This is a genomic window from Pseudomonas sp. FG6, assembly GCF_057809015.1.
Genome location: NZ_JBMDJD010000005.1, coordinates 132,233 through 154,161 on the forward strand (window position 1 = coordinate 132,233; position 21,929 = coordinate 154,161).

16 protein-coding genes are annotated in these 21,929 nt (G+C 62.6%); 9 read left to right on the forward strand and 7 right to left on the reverse strand.

The genetic code is table 11. The annotated features are described in order from the left end of the window. Positions 1–9 precede the first annotated feature (9 nt). The 4 genes from ACODSJ_RS05195 to ACODSJ_RS05210 form a co-directional block, all read right to left on the reverse strand. Complete coding sequence (locus ACODSJ_RS05195; protein ID WP_489100709.1) at positions 10–999, reverse strand: PAAR-like domain-containing protein; 990 nt, start codon at positions 997–999, stop codon at positions 10–12. Between the two features lies 1 nt (position 1,000). Further along, positions 1,001–2,032 carry a hypothetical protein gene (locus tag ACODSJ_RS05200; protein WP_489100710.1) on the reverse strand — a complete coding sequence of 344 codons (1,032 nt, stop codon included), beginning with the start codon at positions 2,030–2,032 and terminating at the stop codon, positions 1,001–1,003. Then, the gene (locus tag ACODSJ_RS05205) at positions 2,029–3,123 is read right to left on the reverse strand and encodes a DUF2169 family type VI secretion system accessory protein (RefSeq protein WP_489100711.1); all 1,095 of its coding nucleotides are present in this window, start codon (positions 3,121–3,123) and stop codon (positions 2,029–2,031) included. Before ACODSJ_RS05205 ends, ACODSJ_RS05200 begins: the two co-directional genes overlap by 4 nt. A gap of 183 nt (positions 3,124–3,306) precedes the next feature. Next, a complete protein-coding gene (locus tag ACODSJ_RS05210; RefSeq protein ID WP_489100712.1) occupies positions 3,307–4,551 on the reverse strand; it encodes a PrpF domain-containing protein in 1,245 nt (414 codons plus the stop codon). Between the two features lie 401 nt (positions 4,552–4,952). Here ACODSJ_RS05210 and ACODSJ_RS05215 point away from each other — a divergent pair, with 401 nt between their 5' ends. The 7 genes from ACODSJ_RS05215 (at position 4,953) to ACODSJ_RS05245 (ending at position 14,013) form a co-directional block, all read left to right on the forward strand. Then, positions 4,953–7,142: a type VI secretion system Vgr family protein gene (locus ACODSJ_RS05215; protein WP_489100713.1), complete on the forward strand. Its 2,190-nt coding sequence runs from the start codon at positions 4,953–4,955 to the stop codon at positions 7,140–7,142. Between the two features lie 16 nt (positions 7,143–7,158). Then, positions 7,159–7,611 (forward strand): DUF6484 domain-containing protein, encoded by a 453-nt coding sequence (locus ACODSJ_RS05220; protein WP_489100714.1) that lies wholly within the window; start codon positions 7,159–7,161, stop codon positions 7,609–7,611. Positions 7,612–7,640: 29 nt separating this feature from the next. Beyond that, positions 7,641–8,897: a TIGR02270 family protein gene (locus ACODSJ_RS05225; protein ID WP_489100715.1), complete on the forward strand. Its 1,257-nt coding sequence runs from the start codon at positions 7,641–7,643 to the stop codon at positions 8,895–8,897. A 290-nt stretch (positions 8,898–9,187) separates the two neighbouring features. Continuing rightward, the gene (locus ACODSJ_RS05230; protein WP_489100716.1) at positions 9,188–10,675 is read left to right on the forward strand and encodes a methylenetetrahydrofolate reductase C-terminal domain-containing protein; all 1,488 of its coding nucleotides are present in this window, start codon (positions 9,188–9,190) and stop codon (positions 10,673–10,675) included. Between the two features lie 45 nt (positions 10,676–10,720). Next, positions 10,721–11,146: an EamA family transporter gene (locus tag ACODSJ_RS05235; RefSeq protein WP_489100717.1), complete on the forward strand. Its 426-nt coding sequence runs from the start codon at positions 10,721–10,723 to the stop codon at positions 11,144–11,146. 140 nt (positions 11,147–11,286) lie between these two features. Further along, entirely contained in the window at positions 11,287–11,760 is a 474-nt protein-coding gene (locus ACODSJ_RS05240) for a (2Fe-2S)-binding protein (protein ID WP_489100718.1), read from the forward strand. A 12-nt stretch (positions 11,761–11,772) separates the two neighbouring features. Continuing rightward, positions 11,773–14,013: a xanthine dehydrogenase family protein molybdopterin-binding subunit gene (locus ACODSJ_RS05245; protein ID WP_489100719.1), complete on the forward strand. Its 2,241-nt coding sequence runs from the start codon at positions 11,773–11,775 to the stop codon at positions 14,011–14,013. A 63-nt stretch (positions 14,014–14,076) separates the two neighbouring features. Here ACODSJ_RS05245 and ACODSJ_RS05250 read toward each other — a convergent pair whose 3' ends face one another. Further along, entirely contained in the window at positions 14,077–14,985 is a 909-nt protein-coding gene (locus tag ACODSJ_RS05250; protein ID WP_489100720.1) for an AraC family transcriptional regulator, read from the reverse strand. Between the two features lie 247 nt (positions 14,986–15,232). Continuing rightward, complete coding sequence (locus ACODSJ_RS05255) at positions 15,233–15,979, reverse strand: YkgJ family cysteine cluster protein (RefSeq protein WP_489100721.1); 747 nt, start codon at positions 15,977–15,979, stop codon at positions 15,233–15,235. 248 nt (positions 15,980–16,227) lie between these two features. Here ACODSJ_RS05255 and ACODSJ_RS05260 point away from each other — a divergent pair, with 248 nt between their 5' ends. After that, complete coding sequence (locus ACODSJ_RS05260; RefSeq protein WP_489100722.1) at positions 16,228–17,376, forward strand: MalY/PatB family protein; 1,149 nt, start codon at positions 16,228–16,230, stop codon at positions 17,374–17,376. A gap of 290 nt (positions 17,377–17,666) precedes the next feature. On the opposite strand, the gene ACODSJ_RS05265 is transcribed toward ACODSJ_RS05260, so the two are convergent. Beyond that, positions 17,667–18,920, reverse strand: a complete 1,254-nt coding sequence (locus ACODSJ_RS05265; protein ID WP_489100723.1) for a ferredoxin reductase family protein — start codon at positions 18,918–18,920, stop codon at positions 17,667–17,669. Between the two features lie 359 nt (positions 18,921–19,279). On the opposite strand from ACODSJ_RS05265, the gene ACODSJ_RS05270 reads away from it, so the two are divergent. Continuing rightward, positions 19,280–21,928, forward strand: coding sequence for a nitrate/nitrite transporter (locus tag ACODSJ_RS05270; RefSeq protein WP_489100724.1), 2,649 nt, complete (start codon positions 19,280–19,282; stop codon positions 21,926–21,928). Position 21,929: the final 1 nt, after the last annotated feature.

Here is a 21,929-nt window from a genome sequence, read left to right on the forward strand (position 1 = left end):
TGCGATGGGTCAGGCTTTTGAAGCCAATGACTGCAGCGTACCAAAGCGCTTGTCCAGATTCCGACATACGGGACACAAGTCGCCATTCTTCTCAAGATTACCTTCTCCGACGGGGCAGCCACCCGCCGCGGCCTTGGGAACCAGGTGATTGACTTGTCGCTCGTCTTGAATCTCGGCCTGCACCGGTGCGCGCCCCAGCTTCGGCGTCAGGTTTGCAACCACCTGGGCTTCACTCGGTACGTTGAACACCCCTTGGTAGGTGTCACGCAGACTGTTCCAGGCACTTTTGTTCGCCGTCCGCTCCGCCGGCGTCACGGGTCGCCTGAATACGTTACACGGCGGAGACGGAACAAGCCGGCTGCTGCAAGTGCAAGGAGGCGTTGCCGTCTTGCGATTGGCCACATCGCTCATCAAGGCGGTGTAAGTAGGCGCATGGGGGGCCACATTGCCGGCGGAGTCCTTCATGTACCAGTCGTCCATCGTCATCGGTTTGCCGGCTGAGTGACGAGGCCCGTTGCAACAGGCGCATTTGTTAGGGCTTTCGTCCTCCAGTTCGCCCCAGCCCACCGCTTCAAGGTTCGGGTTGGGCGCCCCCACGCCAGGCGCGCTGGCGTGATTGCTGGTGGTGATGTCGCAGTGTCGGCAGACATACTTGCCCTCGATCTGAACGTCCATCGACCAGGCCTGGAAATAGGTCTTGCCTGTGATCTGGTGCGTGATCACCGACATTCCCCAGGCCCGGGTTGCCGCTTCGTCGCCGAGCATGGAGGGCTGGTAATAGGACTGCTGTGACAACGCCGCCGGCTTGCGTTGCAGCATGACGGTCTTGGAGCCCTGTTTCAGCGTCGACGAGAAGGACGTATCCGGATAAGGAATCGGAATCGGCCCGGCAGGTGGCCCGGGCGGCGAAAGGCAGACGTCGGGGAACGAGGCAACCACTTTGCCCATGCCGGCTTTTCCGGCGATCTCATTGCTGTTGGCATACACCTCGTGGGACATCTCAGCGCTCCCTCACTGTGGCACTGATAACCGCTGCCGCGCGCGCGCCGTTCGCGGATGAGCTGTGCACCAGGGCAATCGGACCGGGGGCATAGCCACGCGCAAACGCTTGCTCGATCCAAGCCAGTTGTATCGCCCCCAGCGCTGCGCCACAGTCACCGACGTAGCTCGCGGGGTGCCAGAGATCCTGGGTCGCACGCGGTTGCTGCATCAGGCGCGACTGGACCAGTGCCAGGTCCTCGAACCCATAGGCTTCGCCCGACGCGTCACTCAAGCGCCAGGCGATGTCGTGCATGGCCACGCCGGCTTGTGCGATGGCCGCAGCGACAGCCGTGCTCATTCCCAGGCCGAGTTGTGGATCGTCGTTGAACACCGTGGCGGTCTCGTTCCCAATGCCCACGCCACGCACGACCAGGGACGCCGCGCTCATCGGCCGGCGACTGACGAGCAGCACCGCTGCGCCTTCACCGGGGATCACGCCGTCTGAGCGTAGCGAGGTCTTGAGCCGACCGCTCTGCTCCAACCAGAGCAGGCAACGGGGATCCGCGAGCGAATCCACGGCCACGATCAGGCAGGCGTCACGGTCGGCCTGCTCCATGGCGCTCCCTGCCAGACTCAACGCTTCAATGCTTGCGACATGCCCACGGGCCACATGGGCTGCGCCTTTACGTTGCAGCTGCCAGCCTGATCGCGCCTCGACTTGCGTCACGATGCCGTCGATGCGCGAGCCGGGCCTTTCCGGTTCGGACGTACAGAGCAGAAGCGGAAACTCGCCCAGATCCGCGCGCCCCGCCAAGGCGGCACGGCTGTGATCCAGCACCTGAACGAGCATTTCCACGAGCCGGGCACGCCCGTGGAGATCCTCCGCCACCGTGGGCACCCTCGCGCCGATGATCGGTTCCAAGCCGTCTTCGACCCACGGCAACTCCTCGAAGCCGCTGATCCCCGCACGCATGGCCGCTGCGGCCGCCGCAGGTGACAAGCCGACCGCGCAGACCAATCCCAGGCAAGACAGGTAGACGGGCTGCATCATGCCTTCGTCTCCCCATGCCCGACTGCGGTGACCAGGTCAGCCAGGTTGGCAAAATGCGGTTTGCCGGGCTGGTCGGCATAACGGCGCTGGCCGACCTGTATCTCTCGCAGTTGCGCCAGTTTTCGAGGCAGCGCTACCGATGTCCGGCCGAGCAATGTCAGCCGGGCGCCACCGGGGTCGAGGATAACGGTGTCGGCGTGGATGACCGCCTGTACCTGGCGGCTTTCGAAGCGAAAGGTGACCGGGATGTCGAAGGCCGGCGTGTGTGCGACGAACGTTCCACCCGGACTCATATTGGCGCAGGTGAAGCGTGTGTCAGCCTCCAGGCGATCCAACTGCTGGTCGAGCGGCGCCGCCTGGAAATAACGAGTGTCGAAGTTTTCCGGCAGAAACGGACGGCGTGTCTCGAACCAGTGCCGGTCGTATGTTCCGGCGAAACCGATACGCGGGTGCCAGCCCCGGCCGACGGGCGTAAAACCGATGGGTTGCGGCTTATCCGTCCAAGCGCTCATCAGATCGCCGTGGCGCTCCACGTTTGGCAGCCTCGTGTTGAGGATGCTGTCGTCTCGGTCATTGAGATGGAAGCCAACGCCGGTGAGATTACGAAGATCGCTGCCACGTTTCGTCTGATCGTCATGGGACAAGTCGCTGCCACCAAAGGCGCGGTCCCAGGAAAGCGGCATCGAGGTGAAGGGCAACGGTGGCGACGCGATGATGCCGGTGACACCGAGTGTCCACACGCGGTCGCCGCTCACCACGGCGACCTTATGGATACCAGCACCCGCGAAGCCCACCTGTAACCGGGTCACTGGCTCACCGCTTGAAGAAACGGCCAGAGCGTGGACCAGCACATCGACCCGTGGCTTCACCGGTGCAAAGTCAGTCTCGAAACGGACCGAGGTCGTGCCCGGATCGCCGTGATGCTGATCGCAATAGACAAAGGGCACCTGCTCCGGTGCCGGCACGCAGCGACCCTGATCGTTAACGTCAAAGGTCGCCCTGACCACCACAACGCAGTGTTTCTGTCCGCTCTTATCTGTTGAAACAAAGCGTTCGGCGAGAAACGGGGTGGTGTTGCTGGTGATCTGCATGTGCGTGTCTGGCGGCTCGCGCACAACGCCTGGCAGCATAAGAACCCTGTGCCGTGGCGCTACGAGCCCGCGCCTCCTTTTTTGTGGTGCACATTCCTTCTGGTTGTTTTGAACGATAGCACGCAGCTGGCTTTGCGCTTTGCCCGAGGCGTTGGCGACGAGCCGCCAGCAAGATGAAGCGATTCACTGAATCGCTCGCGTTGACCTCAATGCCTCGATAAGCCCAGCCGAAGCACCGTACAGCGGGACATCGCCACGCATGAGCACCTGGGTGCTTCGGCGATAAGCCGCTGCTTCAATCTCGATGCGCTCCCCCACGCGCTTGGCGGTGACGGTGGCGTCCAGCTTGCCGGCCGGGTTCTCGATGCTCACTTCGATATCGGAATACGCTGTTGAGAGTCCTGCGACTCCGGTCGCTACCTGGTTCGCAATGCTTCCTGGCAACAAACACGCCGCCGCGAGACAGCAACCTCCCGAAACCGCCATGGAGGCATGTCCTGTCTGGGGAGTGAAGTATCGCACCGAGATATTGCCGCCATTGCGCGGCGCCCCGACGATGCAAGCTTTCGGGATCGTTTCGCTCCTTTCGATCTCGGCTCGGGTCATCAGCACGCCATCGCGGCGGCGAAGCTGCATCTTGAGCCCCGCCGCTACCCAGACCTTGCGAAGCTCGGCCATGAAAGCGGTATCGTTTTCAAGATCGGCGATCGGCTCATGGCCGGTCTTGCCGAAGCTCGAAGCCTTGGCGATCACCATGGGCACCGCGACATCCACACAGGACACCTCATGCCCTTCAACGGTGTCGACCACCGCGCCGGTCGGCAGCAGCGCGCCGGTCTTGTTACCGACCGGGGACTGCAAAAAGAGATCGACCTTGGGAAATGCCCCAAGCACGCCGGGAATCTCGGCCAGCGCAAACCGCCCATCCTCCTCGCGAAACATCCGGCTGAGGGTGACGACGCCGGTGTTGGTGTTGTGGATTTCGATTTCACACACACCGCTTGCCGGAGGTTCGATCAGGCCACTGTCGACCGCCCAGAGCGGCAACGCCGAGGACATGTTGCCGCAGTTCACACTCCAGTCGATGTCGCCGTGGCCACTGGCAAGCTGCGCGAGCGTGCTGACGATTCGGCGCCCGCCCGGTGTTGGCTCGATGTTCGCCAAGAACACTTTGTTGCTCGTGGCCGGCCCTCGCCCCAGTCCCGATATCTGCCGATTCCCCGGCGCCTGCCCCGTTTGGGGCACGCCCATCAGGTGCCTGAGCAGCTCCGCGCGAAGCTTCTCGTCACTGGGCACCAGTGGCTCCCAGATCACGATCCCCGTAGAAGTTCCCCCTCGCATGTGATGCACCGGGATCTCCACGACGCCACGCCTGAACCGGCAACGGAGATCGTTGCGATCAATCTCCAGACTGATGGACTCGTGCATGCGCGGTTCCCATTGGATAAAGGCTCCATTCGATAGAGCGCCATGAAACCACCAAGTAACGGGCAAAGATACCCGCCGTGCCAAGATCAGCCGCCTGCGTAGCCGGTCGTCGTAATCCCCTCTCCAAACACTCGTGTCGATCCTGCTGGAGAATGCGGTTTAACTGGAGCAACGCAGGGGCCTGCCTTGCAGGCCAGCGGGAGCAAACTCCCTCGCCACGGGGTTGTCGACTGCCTTATGGACAGCATTACCGCCATTCCCGTCTACGCTTGCTGAGGAGACGGATAGGACCGAGCGTCGAATCGATAGACCGATACGGAGATCATCCTGTGGTGGAAAGACAGCAACATGCAGTCAAGACGGCCCACTGACGCCCGAACCCGAGCCAGAGGACGCCGTTGATGCCAATCACGCAAAACAACCGCTTGGTGCAGGTCGACAGCCCCCTCGGCGACGATGTCTTGCTGCTGCAAGGCATGGACGGCAGCGAAGAGCTGGGGCGGCTGTTTCACTATGAGTTGGACCTCACCTCGGAAGACCGGGCGATCACGTTCGACCAGTTGCTGGGCAAGCCGATGGGGCTGACCCTGGAACTGCACGACGGCGGCAAACGCTATTTCCACGGCATTGCCAGCAGTTGTCGGCAACTGACCGGTCATGGTCAGTTCGCCGGTTACCGCGTCAGCCTGCGGCCGTGGTTCTGGCTGCTGACACGCACCTCGGACTGTCGGATTTTCCAGAACAAGACGGTGCCGGACATCATCCAGCAGGTGTTCCGCGACCTGGGTTTCTCCGATTTCGAAGACGGCCTGAGCGGCAGCTATCGCGAGTGGGAATATTGCGTGCAATACCGCGAAACCAGCTTCGACTTCGTCAGCCGGTTGATGGAACAGGAAGGCATCTATTACTACTTTCGCCATGAAAAAGAACGGCATGTCCTGGTGCTGGCCGACGCCTATGGCGCCCACACCACAGCGGCGAACTACGACTCGGTGCCCTTCTACCCGCCCGATCGGCAAATGCGCGAGCGCGATCATTTCTACGACTGGCAACTGGCGCGGGAAGTACAACCCGGTTCCCTCGCGCTGAACGACTACGACTTCCTGCGCCCGCGTGCCAGCCTGGAAGTGCGCTCCAGCGTGCCTCGCGACCACAGCAACGGCGATCACCCGCTCTACGACTACCCCGGCGAATACGTACAAGGCAGCGATGGCGAGCACTATGCGCGCACACGCATCGAGGCGATTCATAGCCAGTTCGAACGCGTGCAGTTGCGTGGCCGCGCCCGTGGGTTGGGCTGCGGTCATCTGTTCAACCTGACCGGCTACGACCGTGGCGACCAGAACCGCGAATACCTGGTGGTGGCCGCCCGTTATCAGATTCGCCAGGATCGCTACGAAACAGGGCAGGAAAGCGGGCAGTCGGAGCAGGACGAGCCGTTCATCAGCGAACTGGACTGCATGGACGCCCGGCAAGTGTTCCGTCCCCTGCCCATGACGCCCATACCCATTGTCCGCGGGCCGCAGACCGCCGTGGTGGTGGGGCCGGGCGGCGAGGAAATCTGGACCGACCAGCATGGCCGGGTCAAGGTGCATTTCCACTGGGATCGCCATGATCAATCCAACGAAAACAGCTCCTGCTGGATACGCGTGTCCCAGGCCTGGGCCGGCAAGAACTGGGGCGCCGTGCAGATCCCGCGGATCGGCCAGGAGGTGATCGTCAGCTTCCTCGAAGGCGATCCGGACCGGCCGATCATCACCGGCCGCGTCTATAACGCCGAACAGACCGTGCCCTACTCGCTGCCGGCCAACGCCACCCAGAGCGGGGTGAAAAGCCGCTCGAGTAAGGGGGGCTCCCCGGCCAACTTCAATGAAATCCGCATGGAGGACAAGAAAGGCGCCGAGCAACTGTTTATCCACGCCGAAAAAAACCAGGACATCGAAGTCGAGAACGACGAGACCCACTGGGTTGGCCACGACCGCCGCAAAACCATCGACAACGACGAGACCGTGCACGTCAAGCACGACCGCACCGAAACCGTCGATAACAACGAAACCATCACCATCGGTGTGGATCGCAAGGAAAAGGTCGGCAGCAACGAAAAAATCACCATTGGCGCCAACCGCACCGAGAACGTGGGGAGCAACGAGACCATCACCATCGGTGCGGACCGGACGGAAAAGGTCGGCGCCAACGAACGCATCAGCATCGCCAGCAACCGCACCGAGGACGTCGGCGGCAACGAGACCATCGGCATCTCGGGCAACCGCAACGAAACGGTCCAGGGCAACGAAGGCATCGAGATCAATGGCAACCAGAACACCCAGATCGGCCAAAGCGAATCCCGCGACGTCGGCCAGAACCGTTCCACCAACATCAAGCAGAACGACAGTCTGGACGTCGGCAAGCACTTTTCCCTCACCGCCGGCGACTCCATCACCCTGACCACGGGCGCGGCCAGCATCACCCTGAAAAAGGACGGCACCATCACGATCAGCGGCAAGAACATCACCGTCGACGGCTCCGGTGCGATCAAGATCGAGGCCAATCGGAACGTGATCGTCAAAGGCCAGAAAATCCTGCAGAACTAGCCATGGAGCGTGTGTCATGACCGTCTCATCCCCGCTGCCCGCCTCCTGCACACCCACTCGCCTGGAGGGCGTCGTCATCGGTGTGCTGCTGGATGTACCCGAGGCGGACGCGCCCGTGGTGGGTTTTCCCGGCTGCCCCGGCGACACGGGCCTCGTCGCGCGCACCACCACGCCCCTGAACCGCGAGGACATTGGCGCCCAGGTGGCGCTGATGTTCGAAGCCGGCGACCCGGCCCGCCCCCTGGTGATCGGTCGCATCCAGCGCCTGCCGCACACCACGACGCCCGTCGTCGCTCACCTGGATGGCCAGCGATTGGAGTTCAGCGCAGAACGCGAAATCGTCCTGCGCTGCGGCAAGGCGAGCATCACCCTCACCCGCGAGGGCAAGGTGCTGATCCGCGGCGCCTACCTGTCGAGCCGATCATCCGGAGTGAACCGCATCAAGGGCGGTTCGGTGCAGATCAATTGAGACCGTCTGCGTAACGAGACACGACCGCCATGGCCCCCCTCTCGTCAATGATCGAGCAACACGCCGAAGAAGCCTGCTTCCTCATCCTGCTTCACGATAACGCCGTGCGTGGGCCCCACTACGACCTTGACGACCTCGGCAAACTGGACGAACGCATCGAAGCCCATCTGGACGGCTTGCGCATCGCCGGCCCGGCGGGCCTGGAGATCCTGCTCGCGCAGCTTGGTCCCCATACTGTCGGCGAGATGTTCGCCAGCGCGGTGCTGGCTTTCGAAGCAGCAGAGGCAAAGGTTTTGTCGCGACTGAGCGGGCATCTGCGAAACGCCGTCGAAACGGAGCGCGGTTATCTGATGGCCTTGGGCTGGCTCGACTGGGAACGAGTGGCGCCCTGGATCGACCTGATGCTCGCATCCCCCGAATCGCTGTTCCGTCGCCTTGGCCTGGCCGCCTGCGGCATGCATCGTCACGACCCTGGCCCCGTCCTGCTGAGCGAACTGTCCCATGCCGATCCCAGTGTGCTGGCACGGGCGGCTCGCACGGCCGGTGAACTGCGCCGGCACGACTTGACGCCGGTCATCGCCGCACACCGTCTCCACACAAACCCAGCCACGCGCTTCTGGGCCAATTGGGCCATTGCGCAGATGGGCGACGGGCCGGCCCTGGAACTGCTGCGCCCGTTCGCTGAACAGCCGGGCGCGCACCAGTACCGCGCGCTCTGCGTCTTGCTGGCCTGGCAACCTCGCGATTACAGCATCGCGTGGATCCGCCAACTGATCCAGAACCCCACGCAACGACGTGTTGGCATCCAGGCCATCGGACTGCTGGGCGATCCTGTCAGCGTACCGTGGTTGATCCAACAGATGAGCGACCTGCCCTATGCCCGCGTCGCTGGCGAAGCGTTCAGCCTCATGACCGGCGCGGACCTGACGTTGCTCGATCTGGAACGGCATGACCTGCCGGATTTCGACGCCGGCCCGAACGACGACCCGGAAGATCCCCATGTCGCCATGGATCCCGACGACAACCTGCCCTGGCCCGACCCGCCGGCAATCGCAGCCTGGTGGCAAGCCCACGGCGCCGACTTCCAGACGGGCATCGGCTATATCCTCGGGCAGCCGCACAGCGAAGGCAGTTTTCAGCAAGCCCTTGCCCGAGGCCTGCAACGCCAACGCATCACTGCCGCCTGCGGCCTCGGCCGTTTTCGGCCGAGCGACGTGCTTTTCCCCACCAGCGCGCCGGCGTGGCGGCAACAACGGTTGTTGGGAGCGCTACAGAATAAGGACTGAGTTGCACCTTATCGGCAATACCGCTCACTCAAGGAAAGTGGAGAAACCCGTGGGAGCAAGGCTTGCCCGCGATACAGACCACACGGTCTGGCGGGGGGAACGAGGCGCCTGCATCGCGGGCAAGCCTTGCTCCCACAATGGAGACACAGTCCCTCGTCACAAATATACTCACGTCTTCGCACGCCACCCCCATGTCTGTTTCAGACCCATACACTGCGATTTCAGGCAAGCTTTTACCCCACCAATTGCCTGATAATGCCCCTCCTGCCCCAACCAGGTAACCGTCCTCGATGAGTGTTTTGAAGACCGCGCTGCGCGACAAGACCTTCGTCTGCGTCATGGAATTCGTGCCCAAGCCCTCCAGCGCCCGCTTTGCCACGCTCGAAGCGGTGATGGCCCGCACCCGGCTGTGCGACTGGCCGCTGGCAGTGTCCATCGCCGATCGCGTCGGCAGCAGCCTGGACATGTCGCCGCTGGACGCTTGCAACAGCCTCACCCAACCGGTGCCGACGCTGCTGCATTTTTCCGGCAAGGATCGCGAGCGCGGCGACCTGCTCGCCCAGTTGCCGCGCATGGACACCGCCGGCCTGGAGCAACTGTTGCTGCTCACCGGCGATCGGTTGCCCGGCCATGTGCCTGGCGAGCGTCCCGTGCGTTATCTGGAGTCCGTCGCGGCGTTGCAGATCGTCCGTCAGGCCCGTCCCGATTGGTTGCTCGGCGCCGCGCTGAATCCATTCAAGTACCGTGAGGAAGAAGGCGGCGCCCAGTATTTCAAGGCCGAGAAGAAACTCGCCGCCGGCGCAGACTTCCTCATCCTGCAATTGGGCTTCGACATGGCGAAGTACCGTGAAGCCCTGGACTGGATGAACCATCAGCCACAGCCCAAGCCCCTGTTGGCCTGCGTCATGGCCCTGACCGATGGCCGCGCCAGGATGCTCGAACACGTCGCAGGCGTGACCGTCAGCCCGTCGATCCGCGCCGTGCTGGCCGCCGAGGTCGCCGTCTCCAAGCAATACGCCAAGGACCGGGCGACCGAACGCCTGGCCTTGCAGATCATCGGCCTGCGGCTGATGGGGTATGCCGGGATCAACCTGTCCGGCGTCCATGAACTCGAACAGTTCCAGGCGCTGGAGCGCGCCCTTGAACCCCTGCTTGGGCAAATTCACACCCTGGAGCAATGGGAAGCGGCGTGGAAAGCCGCCTGGATGCAGGGAAATTTGCCGACCGTCACCTTTCACCCGCCCGAACACGATTGGCACACCGGCCAGCGCCAGGTCAGCGCCTCCACCCGGGAGAAACTGCGCTACCGCCTGCTGGACGCGATGCACCACCAGTTTTTCAGCCGCACCACCGCCCTGAGCAAGGCCTTCGGCTGGGCCGTCACTCGGCCGCTGTGGAGCAACCCAGCGCCTGCGCAGTGGCTGCATCAGCTCGAACGCCGGATCAAACGCCCCTTGGTGGGCTGCGACACGTGCGGGCGTTGCCGGCTTGAAGACACGCTCTACATCTGCCCCGAGACCTGTCCAAAAGGGTTGGCTAACGGCCCCTGTGGCGGAACAAGCCTCAACCGTTGCGAGTTCGGTGATCGCGAATGCGTGCACAGCGTCAAGTATCGCCTGGCGGTCAGCGTGGCGCAGACCCAGGTGCTCACCGACCGACTGATCCCCTGCGTGCAGATCGAGCACCGTCATCGCAGTTCCTGGCCGACCTGGTTCGATGCCGCAGCACCCAAGCCTCAACCCGTGTTGCCCGACGGGTTGCCCGAACTCAACGACTGATTCACTTGCTACTCGATAATGGGACGATGCCCTGGAGCGCAGACAATGGAAAAATGGGTGATCTACGCATGCATCTCGATGTTTTTCGCCGGCTTCACCTCCGTCATCGCCAAGATGGGGCTCAACGGGATAACCGCTGAACTGGGGCTCACCGTTCGCACGCTGTTCGTCTGCCTGTTCGTCCTGATGTTTGCGGCGTGGGCGGTTCCGGTCCAGCAGATCACCCAGGTCACGTCGCAGAACCTGCTGTGGCTTGGCCTCTCCGGCGTGACCACGGCGCTGTCGTGGATTTTCTACTACAAGGCCCTGAAGCTCGGTGACGTCGCCACGGTGGCGTTGATCGACAAAGGCAGCGTTGTCGTCGCGATGCTGTTGGCTTGGCTCGTCCTGCGGGAAGTCATCTCGGTGCGCATGCTGATTGGCGCGGGGCTGATCGTGGCGGGCATGCTGGTGATTGCGAAGAAGTCCTGAGCAGGCGGCCGGCTCGCTTTCGGCCTAGTCGAGGCCCTGCACATTTGCAGGATCGAGCAATCATCCGCTCAAATCGTGCAACCCACGTTGAACATTCCTTCCTATAGTCAACCAGAGCCAATCCCTCTGGAGCTTCGCCTATGAGCGCCCTCAATATCAATGGCCGTGAGTACACGGTCGATGTCGACCCCGGCACCCCGATTCTCTGGACCCTGCGCGACACGCTGGGCATGACCGGCACCAAGTTCGGTTGCGGCGCGGCCCTGTGCGGGGCTTGTACCGTGCATCTGGACGGCCAGGCCATTCGCTCCTGCGTGACGCCCATTGCCGCCGCCGAAGGCAAGAAAATCACCACCATCGAAGCAGCCACCGACGGCAGCGACCCGGTCGGCAACGCCGTGCACGAGGCCTGGGTCAAGCACGACGTGGCGCAATGCGGCTACTGCCAGAGCGGCCAGATCATGAGCGCGACCGCGTTTCTCAAGGCCCAGCCCAAAGGCAAGCAGCCCACGGCGGCCGAAATAGACTCGGCCATGGCCGGCAACATCTGCCGTTGTGGCACCTACGCCCGTATCCGCGCCGCGGTGGCCGATGCCGCCAAAGCCCTTGCCTGATCGGAGCCGACCATGTTGAACGAGATTTTCCCGAACGAGCTCCCCCGCGCCTTGCAGCACATGCTTGACCGCGACGAGGCTGACCGCCCCGCTACACTGCCTCGCCGCAGCTTTCTCAAGATCGTCGGCATCGGCGGGTTGGCCTTGGGTGCGTTCCCGCACCTGGCCCTGGCGCAGCAAACCAATGGCGCCGCAGCCGCGCCGCTCAAGCCGACCCAGCAACCCTCCGCCTTCGTACAGATCGCGCCCAACGGCGAGGTCACGGTGACCATCAACCGCCTGGAGTTCGGCCAGGGCGTGCAGACGGGCTTGCCGATGATTCTCGCCGAGGAACTCGATGCCGACTGGAGCCTGGTGCGCAGCCGCAACGGTAACAGCGACGCGGCCTACATGGACCCGGCCTTCGGCATCCACCTCACCGGCGGCTCCAACTCGATCAAGAACAGCTATACCCAGTACCGCGAACTGGGCGCCCGAGCTCGCGCCATGTTGCTGAGTGCCGCCGCTGCGCGCTGGAACGTCGATGTGGCGAGCCTGAGCACCCAAGCCGGGACGGTGCTGGGCCCGGCGGGCCGTAAAGCGAGCTACGGTGAGCTGGCCGAAGCCGCGATGACGATGCCGGTGCCCGAACAGATCACCCTCAAGGATCCCAAGGATTTCCGCATTATCGGCCATGCCACCAACCGTATCGATGCCAAGGCCAAGAGCAGCGGCCAGCAGGCGTTCGGCATCGACATGCACCTGCCGGGGCAACTCACTGCTGTCGTGGCTCGGCCACCGGTGTTCGGCGCCAGGATCGCTACGCTGGATGACAGCGCCGCGCGTGCCGCCAAAGGCGTCAAGGCCGTGCTGCGCGTGCCGTTGGACGGTGGCGCCGAAGGCGTTGCGGTGGTGGCGGACAGTTACTGGCAGGCGAAACTGGCACGCGATGCGCTGAAGGTGGAGTGGAACACCGCAGACGTCGAGAAAGTGGACAGCGAAAAACAACTGGCGCAATACCGCGAACTGGCCGGACAGCCGGGCCCGCGCCACTTCGATGCCGACATGGCGCCGCTGGCCGGCGCGCCGCATCGGCTGGAGGCCGAGTTCATTTTCCCTTATCTCGCCCACGCCCCCATGGAGCCCCTTAACTGCACCGTGCAGCTGGCCGGTGATGGCGCTCAATTGTGGGTCGGCACGCAGTTCCCCGGTGGCGACGGCGCTGCGGCCGCCAAGGTGCTGAACCTAACGCCCGAACAGGTCCAAGTGAATGTACAGACCGCCGGCGGAGGCTTTGGCCGGCGTGGCGTGCCCACCAACGACTTCGTCGTCCTGGCGTGCGAAGTCGCCAAGGCCGCGCGCACCGCTGGGATCAACGCGCCGATCCGCACCCTCTGGAGCCGGGAGGATGACATCAAGGGCGGCTACTACCGCCCCATGCACCTGCACCGTGCGCGCATCGGTTTCGATGACAGCGGCAAGGTGCTGGCATGGGATCACGTGCTGGTCGGGCAATCGATCCTCAGCGGCACGCTGTTTGGTGGACGGGTGAAAAACGGTATCGACCCTACCGCCACCGAAGGTCTGCGCGACCCTTACCCTTTGCCCATGCGCCTGACGGTGCATCATCCCAAGCTCAATGTTCCGGTGCTGTGGTGGCGAAGCGTCGGCTCCACCCACACGGCGTTCGTGATGGAAACGTTAATCGACGAGATCGCCCGCACGACCGGGCAGGACCCCGTGGCCTATCGGATGAAGCTGTTCGGCGAGCAAAGCCCGCGCCATCGCGCGGCGCTGCAATTGGCGGTGGACCAGAGCGGATACGGCAAGCACCAACTGCCAGCGGGTCGAGCCTGGGGCGTGGCGGTGCACGAGTCGTTCAGTTCGGTGGTGGCCTACGTCGTCGAAGCCTCGGTACAGGACGGTCGCCCGGTGCTGCACAACGTAACGGCCGGCGTGCACTGCAACCTGGCGGTCAACCCGCGCAGCGTCGAGGCGCAGGTGCAAGGCGCGGCGCTGATGGGCTTGTCGATGTGCCTGCCCGGCGGTGCCGTCACCCTGAAAGACGGTGTGGTGCAGCAAAGCAACTTTGCCGATTTCAGTGTGCCGCGCATCACCGACATGCCGCAGATTGCCGTGCACATCGTGCCGAGCGCCGAGCCCCCCACCGGGATGGGTGAACCCGGCTTGCCAGCGCTGGCCCCGGCTTTCGCCAACGCGGTGGCCAGCCTGACCGGCAAGCCGCTGCGTGAGTTGCCGTTCAGGCTGGCGTGACGAGCGCATGAAGGCTGCGCGGCTGCATCGCCACGCCGCACAGCCTTCTTTTGACCAGCACCGTCACAAACGCATTCGCTTGATGTCCCGCTGCGGCGGTGCCCCGAACAGGCGACTGTATTCACGGCTGAACTGCGAGGCGCTTTCATAACCCACCAGCCCTCCCGCACTGCTGGCGTCGACTTTCTGGCTCAACATCAACTGCCGGGCAGTTTGTAGCCGCAATTGTTTTTGGTACTGCAATGGGCTCATGCCTGTCACGGTACGAAAATGCTGGCGAAACGTGGAAGGACTCATGTGGGCTTGTGCCGCCAGATCGTCCATGCGCAACGCCTGGCGAAAATTCAGCTTCAACCACGCCACCGTCTTGGCAATGTGCTGGCTCGGCGAGCCGGCCGCGATGACATGCAGCAATTGCGGCGCGTGAGCACCGCTCAACAGGCGCGCGACGATCTCTTCCTTGATCAGCGGCGCCAGCACGTCAAGCAGGTGAGGTTCCTCCAGCAGGTTGATCAATCGCCCCAGGGCATCGAGCACGGTGCCGTCCAGTGCCTGCACGGTAATCGGTCGAAACGCGTCGTCCTTCATGCGTTGTGACAACTGCAGGCGCTCTGCCACTTGCATCACCAGCGTGCTTTCGAACCGCAGCATCATGCCCAGGAATGGCTCGGCGACGCTGGCTTGGGAGACACGTGAAATGACGGGCAGGTCCACGCAAGCCACCATCGACTGGCCGGGCGCGCAGGCAAGTATCTCGTCGCCGATCATGGCTTGCTTGCAACCTTGCAAGGCAATGCCGATGCCCAAGCCATAGAGGCAGTGTGTCGGTTCAGTGATTGCGTCGCGCCGATGCAGGCTCAAGCCGGCAATGGCGGTCACCTGATCGCCGTCGCCAGGCAAAATCCGGCTGACCGAAGCGGCCAGGCGACGGATGTCGCCAGCGCCCGGGTCGCTGATTGAATCGGTGTGCACATCCCACTCCTTGAAAACATCGGCCCACGACCGATTGCAGGTCATGGACAACACCGTTGGCCATGACCTGCAAGTCGTTGATCCGTTTGAACGCAGTATGCTGGATCAGCGGCTCGGGCCGCTTGCCTGATCGGCGAAATTTCTTGCACGATCCGACGAGCCGAAACGGCTTTGAGTAACACCGAGCCATGTATGACAAGATGTTTCAGGAGTTGTGACTGCACAAAACGAGGGTTTCGCCGAAAACCTAGAGGTTCTGGAAGATGTAGTCGGTGGAACGCCGATCATCCAACGCCACACCCGCCCGCTGCAGTTGTTCGGCCAGCGCCGGCGTCTCGACCCTTACCGTCCAATCCAGGCCTGCCGGTGTCACGGGCGCCTGGTCATGGCGGGCGATCGCTTCAAGCCACCGCGCGCGGTCCGGCTGATACACCGCCAGCGCGTTGCCCTTCCAGGCGGCGACGGTGATGCCCATGGCTTCACACAATGCGAGCTTGGCCTGCGCGTCATCCCTGTCGGCCTGACGGGAGCGTTCGATCTGGTCGGCCAGGATCGGATCGACCACGCGGTCAGTGAATATCACCTCCCCCTCCTCCCAGACCTCGGGAGGACAGATCTTGTCTTTGGTATTCAGGGCAATGAGTGGATTGATTTCCATCGGGTAGATCCGGCAAACCAACGGCCGCTCTTCATAGATTCCGCAACGACCGTCGTCGCCGAGGTTGCTGCATTGCGTCAGCGCATTACCGGCCAGTACTGCAACGACTCGGATTCGAGCATCGCCACTGGTGACCTCCACGGCTCTTTGGGCGCTGTGGGCAAATTGGCGCGGTTGCGTAGGCCAGGTCGACTCATCGAATGCCTCCAGTACCACGGCCACCTCATGCCCGCGCTTGAGCCACTGCCGTGCCTCGTCCAGCGTCAGCGGAATCAGCCGGCCTTTGCAGCAGATTCCACAGCCATTGCAGGCAAAGCGGATCGTGTTGTTTTCCATATCAGCTACTCGTACATATTTTCGACCGCCCACAAAGAAGCCCCGTCACGCGATACGTCTGCGACGGGGCCTCGGGCCGCGAGAGTATGTGGAGCGAAGCGGCGATCCGCTTGCCGGATCCGCCGGCATTTTTGCCTGATCCGAGGGAATTTCAGGTGATCAATCGCGATCGAAACGAACGTGCCACGTCGCAACCGGTCTTGCTCTATGATGTCCAGCATCCCAAAGCCCTGATTGATGGAACCCTCATGACTTTCGATTTCGACCCGGTGTTCGAGCGCCACGGTACCGGTAGCACCAAATGGAGCCGCTACCCGGCCGATGTGTTGCCGATGTGGGTGGCCGATATGGATTTCCCCGCCCCGCCAGTGATCATCGACGCACTGCACAAACGCCTCGAACATCCGATGCTTGGCTACAGCGTGGCCCAGGACAACCTGCGGGCCGCTGTGGTGGCGGACCTGTGGAGCAAATACGCCTGGCGCGTCGAGCCGCAACAGATCGTGTTCCTGCCCGGCGTGGAACCGGGTTTCAACATGGCGCTGCATGCGCTGGTGGAGCCCCGGCAGAATGTCGTGGTGCAGGTGCCCAATTACCCGCCGCTGCGCAATGCGCCGGGCCACTGGCAATTGAACAAGGTCGAACTGCCGTTCACCCCGGTCGGCGGTGAATTCCAGACGCCCTTGGCCGCACTGCGCGAAGCGCTGCAAGGTGGCGGCGCGCTGCTGTTGAGCAACCCGCACAACCCGCTGGGCAAGGTGTTCGACCGTGAAGAACTGCAAGCGGTGGCGGACATTTGCCTGGAGCAGGACGCCTGGATCATCTCAGACGAGATCCATGCCGAACTGTGTTTCGACGGCCGGGTGCACATTCCGACCGCGTCCCTCAGTCCGCAGATCGCCGAGCGCACCATCACCCTGATGTCCGCCAGCAAGGCCTACAACATCGCCGGGTTGAAGACTTCGTTCGCCATCATCCAGAACGCCGAGGTTCGCGAGCGGGTCAACAACGCCCGGGCCGGCATGGTCGACAGCGTCAATGCCCTGGGCCTGGAAGCGACCCGGGCGGCCTACAGCGAAGCGGGTCCGTGGCTCGATGCGTTGAAGGTTTACCTGCAAGCCAACCGTGATTACCTGGTCGATGCAGTGAACACCCGCCTGCCGGGCATCACCATGACCGTGCCCCAGGGCACTTACCTGGCTTGGCTGGATTGCTCCGGCCTGGGGCTGGACGATCCCCACGGTTTCTTCCTGGAACAGGCCAAGGTCGGGCTGAGCGCCGGACTGGATTTTGGCGACGATGCCAAGCAGTTCGTGCGCCTGAACTTCGGTTGCCCACGGGCGCTGCTCGAAGAAGGCATCGCGCGGATGGAACGCAGCCTGAAGACCAGAGGCTGATCACATCCCAGTGGCGAGGGCGCTTGCTCCCGCTGGGGCGCGAAGCGGCCCCAAAGTCTGGCAACTCGGTCTATCAGGCATCTCCGGGGGCTGCTTCGCAGCCCAGCGGGAGCAAGCGCCCTCGCCACAGGATGAGTGCTCGACTTTATTGCATTGCGCTTTTGGCCATGTGGCTGACAATCGCATGGCTGAAGCCCTTGACCTCGTCCCAGCCCAATATCGAACTATTGTCTTGAGACCGCCAGCCATCAGGCTTTGCTCGAAATACTTGCGGCGAGGTCAGTGCCGCTTCAACGGAACTCGAAAAGTTCGACGTGCAGATTGGCTTCCGGAATCCGGCTGATCCGCATCAATTCACGCACCTGGGTCAGCAAGCCCTTGGGCCCACAAAAACTGACATGGACCTTGTTCGGTTCGGCCTGGACCACCGCTTCGCGCAAGGTGTCGGCGAGTTTTTCGACACCGCCGGCATTGCCGACAAACTTCATGCCACGTTCCTGCGCCATCGTTTGCAACCTTGCGGCAGGCGGAAACGCCCGTGAGGGATTGAAGCAATACACCAGGGTGGCCTTGTCGAAATCCTCGCCTTTCGAATCTTGTAACCAAGACACGAACGGTGAGATCCCTACCCCGGCGCCAATCCAGATTTCCCGTTCGGCCTGGGCCTGGCGCCTGAAGCGACCATGAGGCGCGTAGATGTCAGCAAGCATTCCCACCTTGACCTGTTCTCGCAACGTTTCGGTGTAATCCCCCAGCGCTCGGATCACGAATTCGATCTGGCCTTCGGGTCCATGGGCATTAGCGATGGTGAATGGATGCGGTTCACGCAGGCCTTTCTCCTTCATAGCCAGAAAAGCGAACTGCCCGGCCTTGAACGGAAACCCTTTATGCACCGGTTCCAAGGTCAGGTGCACGGCACTTTTGTCGCTGGAAACCGCTGTGACCTGATATTCCCCGGCACGGGCAACAAAGGGATAAAACAGCAGTTTGTAGAGTGCCGCCACCACACCCAGCCCACAGAATGTTGCCACCCAAATACCGGCGGGACTGTTCAGGGTGATCGGTGATTTGAAACTCAACCAGTGCAGGACCACCAGCAGAAACAGTGGCCCGGACAACTTGTGCCACCAGCGCCAGACCTTGTAAGGAATATTACGGTTCAAGGCCAACAGCACAATCATCACCAGGGCGGCATAGCTCAACTGCCGCACCAGCCGTGTCCAGTACTTGGGCAGCTCCATGATCGGCACGCTATTCCACACATCCAGGTTGGCCTTGAACACAAAGTGGTAAGTGGCAAATACCAGCGCCCAGATCCCCATCCACTTATGCACGTCATAGACCCGGTCCAGGCCACCAAACAGATGCTCCACCACCGACCAGCGGCTGGCCAACAGGCACGCGGTCGCCATGTAGATCAATGCGGTCGTGCCAAGCACCAGGCTCAAGGTTGCCGAGGTCAGCCAGGTATAAACAGGTATGTCGATCAGTAACGTCACGGTCGTGATCAGCAGCATGCCGACGATGCTGTACCAGCTTTTCATTGCGAGTGCTCCTATCAGCCATCCGTGGTGATGAGACGGAAATATAGTCGTCCTTGACAATTCCAGAGGAGCCGCATCTTAGGTGACTTGTCGCGAAGAGAGATGATTTCGATCAGTTCTCTTCTGACCTGCAAAACGGTCAGATTTTTTGCGCCCCCAAAATTCCTTGTCTATCCTCCTCGTTGCGTCTCGATTAAGTTTCGTCACGTGCATCGGTACCCCGCTATCCAATAGCAGCATCAAGTGTGATTCGGCCTTCGGATGACTCTTTTTGTCGTGGATCGGTTATCACCGTTCCCAGGTCCGCTTGGCTGGTCCGCAAGGTGTTGTTCCCGAAGTCTGCCCAAGGGACAGTGCTCATGGCTACGATCGTTCCGGCTCGCGACCAGTACCGTGCCTTGGGCCTTTCGACCCTCGCCTTCACCCTCTGCTTTGCCGCCTGGACGTTGTTCTCCATCCTCGGCTTGCAGATCAAGGATGAATTCAGTCTCTCGGACACACAGCTCGGCCTGCTGATGGCGACGCCGGTGCTCACCGGTTCCATTTCCAGGCTGTTGCTCGGCGTGTGGACCGACCGCTACGGCGGACGCTGGGTGTTTGGCCTGGTGATGCTCACTTCCGCTCTGTGCGTGTACCTGCTGACGTTCGCCAACAGCTTCACGATGCTGTTGCTGGCGGCGTTGGGTGTGGGGTTGGCCGGTGGCGGATTCATCGTTGGCACCGCCTATACGTCCGCCTGGTTCGAGCCGGGCCGCCAGGGCACCGCCCTGGGCATCTTTGGCGCCGGTAACGTCGGCGCGGGCGTGACCAACTTCGTCGCGCCGTTCCTGCTGCTTGCCCTGGGCTGGCGCGGCGCGGCGCTGGTGTATGCGCTCGTGCTGGGCGGTATGGGCGTCCTGTTCATCCTGCTGGCCAAGAACGACCCTCAAAGCCAGGACCGCACGGCCCGGCCAATACCGCTCAAGGATCAACTGGCGCCGCTGGCGGAGCTGCGCGTCTGGCGCTTCTCGCTGTATTACTTCTTCGTCTTCGGCGCCTTCGTCGCGCTGGCGCTGTGGTTGCCGCACTACTTGATGGAGGTGTTTGGCCTGGGCCTGGCCGCCGCCGGTTCTGTCGCCGCGCTGTACACCGTGCCTGCCTCATTGTTTCGCATCCTCGGTGGCTGGCTGTCCGACCGTTACGGTGCGCGCAAGATCATGTACTGGACGTTGAGCCTGTCGGTGCTGTGTGCGTTCTTGCTCAGCTACCCACCGACCCGCTACGTCGTCACCGGAGTGCGCGGTGAGGTTGAGTTTTCGATGCGGTTCAGCCTGGTCGGCTTCGCCGTGGTGTTGATGGTGCTCGGGTTTTTCATGTCGCTGGGCAAGGCGGCAGTGTTCAAGCACATCCCGACTTATTACCCGAAACACGTCGGCGTGGTCGGTGGCCTGGTGGGCATGATCGGTGGCCTGGGTGGCTTCCTGCTGCCGCTGACCTTCGGAATGCTCAACGATGTGCTCGGCATCTGGCAGAGCTGCTTCATGCTGCTGTTCCTGATCGCCAGCGGGGCGTTGCTGTGGATGCACTACTCGATCCGCAGGGCCGAGCGCGTCGAGTGGGCCGAACACCGCGAAACCCGCGACCTGCCGGAGCTGTCCACGCCCAGCGCCTTCGTGCTGCGCGAATGGCACCCCGAAGACCCGGCGTTCTGGGCGCAGACGGGCAAACGCATCGCGACGCGCAATCTGTGGATTTCGATCCCCAATCTGTTGCTGGCCTTCGCCATCTGGATGGTCTGGTCGGTCGTGGTGGCGAAGCTGCCCCTGGCGGGCTTCGCCTACACGGCCAATCAATTGTTCTGGCTGGCCGCCCTGCCCGGTTTATCCGGCGCCACCCTGCGAATCTTCTACAGCTTCATGGTGCCGATCTTCGGCGGCCGGCGCTGGACCGCGCTGTCCACCGCGTTGTTGCTGGTGCCGGCGCTGTGGATCGGCTTTGCCGTGCAGAATCCACAGACGCCGTACCTGGTCATGCTGATCCTGGCCTTGCTCTGCGGCCTGGGCGGCGGCAATTTCTCATCGAGCATGGCGAACATTTCGTTCTTCTACCCCAAGCAGGCCAAGGGCAGTGCCATGGGCCTGAACGCCGGGTTGGGCAACCTGGGCGTGAGCACCATGCAGTTCCTGGTGCCACTGGTGATCACCGTCGGCGTCTTCGGCAGCCTGGGCGGACAACCGCAGATCACCCAGGCAGGTACGCCGCTGTGGTTGCAGAATGCGGGGTTCATCTGGGTGCCGTTTATCCTGGTTGCCGCCATTGCCGCCTGGTTCGGCATGAATGACATCGCCAGCGCCAAGTCCTCGTTCAAGGACCAGATGGCGATTTTCCAACGCAAACACACCTGGCTGATGAGTGTGTTGTACACCGGCACCTTCGGCAGCTTCATCGGTTTCTCCGCCGGTTTCCCGTTGCTGGCCGGACGCCTGTTCCCCCATGTCGACGTGCTGAAGTTCGCCTTCCTCGGGCCACTGATCGGTGCCCTGAGCCGCGCTTTCTCCGGTGGCCTGGCGGACCGTTTCGGCGGTGGACGGATCAGCCTATGGGTGTTCGTCGCCATGAGCGGCTGTGTCTTCGGTGTGCTGTTCTTCATCGGCATCAAGGATCAGCCTGGCGCGTTCTGGGGGTTCCTCGCCATGTTCCTGCTGCTCTTCCTGTTCTCCGGCGTCGGCAACGCCAGCACCACGCAGATGATCCCGGCGATCTTCCGCACCCAGACCCCACGCCTGTTTCCCCACCTGCCTGCCGCCGAGCAGGCGCTGCAAAGCGAGAAGGAGTCCGCGGCTGCGGTGGGCTTCATTTCGGCGATGGCCGCCTACGGTGGCTTCTTCATTCCGAAGTCGTTCGGCAGTTCGTTCGAACTGAGCGGCGGCCCGGAATGGGCGCTCTACGGTTTCATCGTTTTCTACGTGCTGTGTATTGCGATGACCTGGTTCTACTACACCCGTCGCAATGCCGAGGTTAGCTGCTAGT

What these genes read in the sequence shown, in the direction of transcription:
- ACODSJ_RS05195 (WP_489100709.1), bottom strand. Translation starts at nt 999, where the DNA reads ATGTCCCACGAGGTGTATGCCAACAGCAATGAGATCGCCGGAAAAGCC.
- ACODSJ_RS05225 (WP_489100715.1), top strand. Translation starts at nt 7,641, where the DNA reads ATGGCCCCCCTCTCGTCAATGATCGAGCAACACGCCGAAGAAGCCTGC.
- ACODSJ_RS05230 (WP_489100716.1), top strand. Translation starts at nt 9,188, where the DNA reads ATGAGTGTTTTGAAGACCGCGCTGCGCGACAAGACCTTCGTCTGCGTC.
- ACODSJ_RS05220 (WP_489100714.1), top strand. Translation starts at nt 7,159, where the DNA reads ATGACCGTCTCATCCCCGCTGCCCGCCTCCTGCACACCCACTCGCCTG.
- ACODSJ_RS05200 (WP_489100710.1), bottom strand. Translation starts at nt 2,032, where the DNA reads ATGATGCAGCCCGTCTACCTGTCTTGCCTGGGATTGGTCTGCGCGGTC.
- ACODSJ_RS05240 (WP_489100718.1), top strand. Translation starts at nt 11,287, where the DNA reads ATGAGCGCCCTCAATATCAATGGCCGTGAGTACACGGTCGATGTCGAC.
- ACODSJ_RS05235 (WP_489100717.1), top strand. Translation starts at nt 10,721, where the DNA reads ATGGAAAAATGGGTGATCTACGCATGCATCTCGATGTTTTTCGCCGGC.
- ACODSJ_RS05265 (WP_489100723.1), bottom strand. Translation starts at nt 18,920, where the DNA reads ATGAAAAGCTGGTACAGCATCGTCGGCATGCTGCTGATCACGACCGTG.
- ACODSJ_RS05215 (WP_489100713.1), top strand. Translation starts at nt 4,953, where the DNA reads ATGCCAATCACGCAAAACAACCGCTTGGTGCAGGTCGACAGCCCCCTC.
- ACODSJ_RS05205 (WP_489100711.1), bottom strand. Translation starts at nt 3,123, where the DNA reads ATGCAGATCACCAGCAACACCACCCCGTTTCTCGCCGAACGCTTTGTT.
- ACODSJ_RS05245 (WP_489100719.1), top strand. Translation starts at nt 11,773, where the DNA reads ATGTTGAACGAGATTTTCCCGAACGAGCTCCCCCGCGCCTTGCAGCAC.
- ACODSJ_RS05255 (WP_489100721.1), bottom strand. Translation starts at nt 15,979, where the DNA reads ATGGAAAACAACACGATCCGCTTTGCCTGCAATGGCTGTGGAATCTGC.
- ACODSJ_RS05270 (WP_489100724.1), top strand. Translation starts at nt 19,280, where the DNA reads ATGGCTACGATCGTTCCGGCTCGCGACCAGTACCGTGCCTTGGGCCTT.
- ACODSJ_RS05210 (WP_489100712.1), bottom strand. Translation starts at nt 4,551, where the DNA reads ATGCACGAGTCCATCAGTCTGGAGATTGATCGCAACGATCTCCGTTGC.
- ACODSJ_RS05260 (WP_489100722.1), top strand. Translation starts at nt 16,228, where the DNA reads ATGACTTTCGATTTCGACCCGGTGTTCGAGCGCCACGGTACCGGTAGC.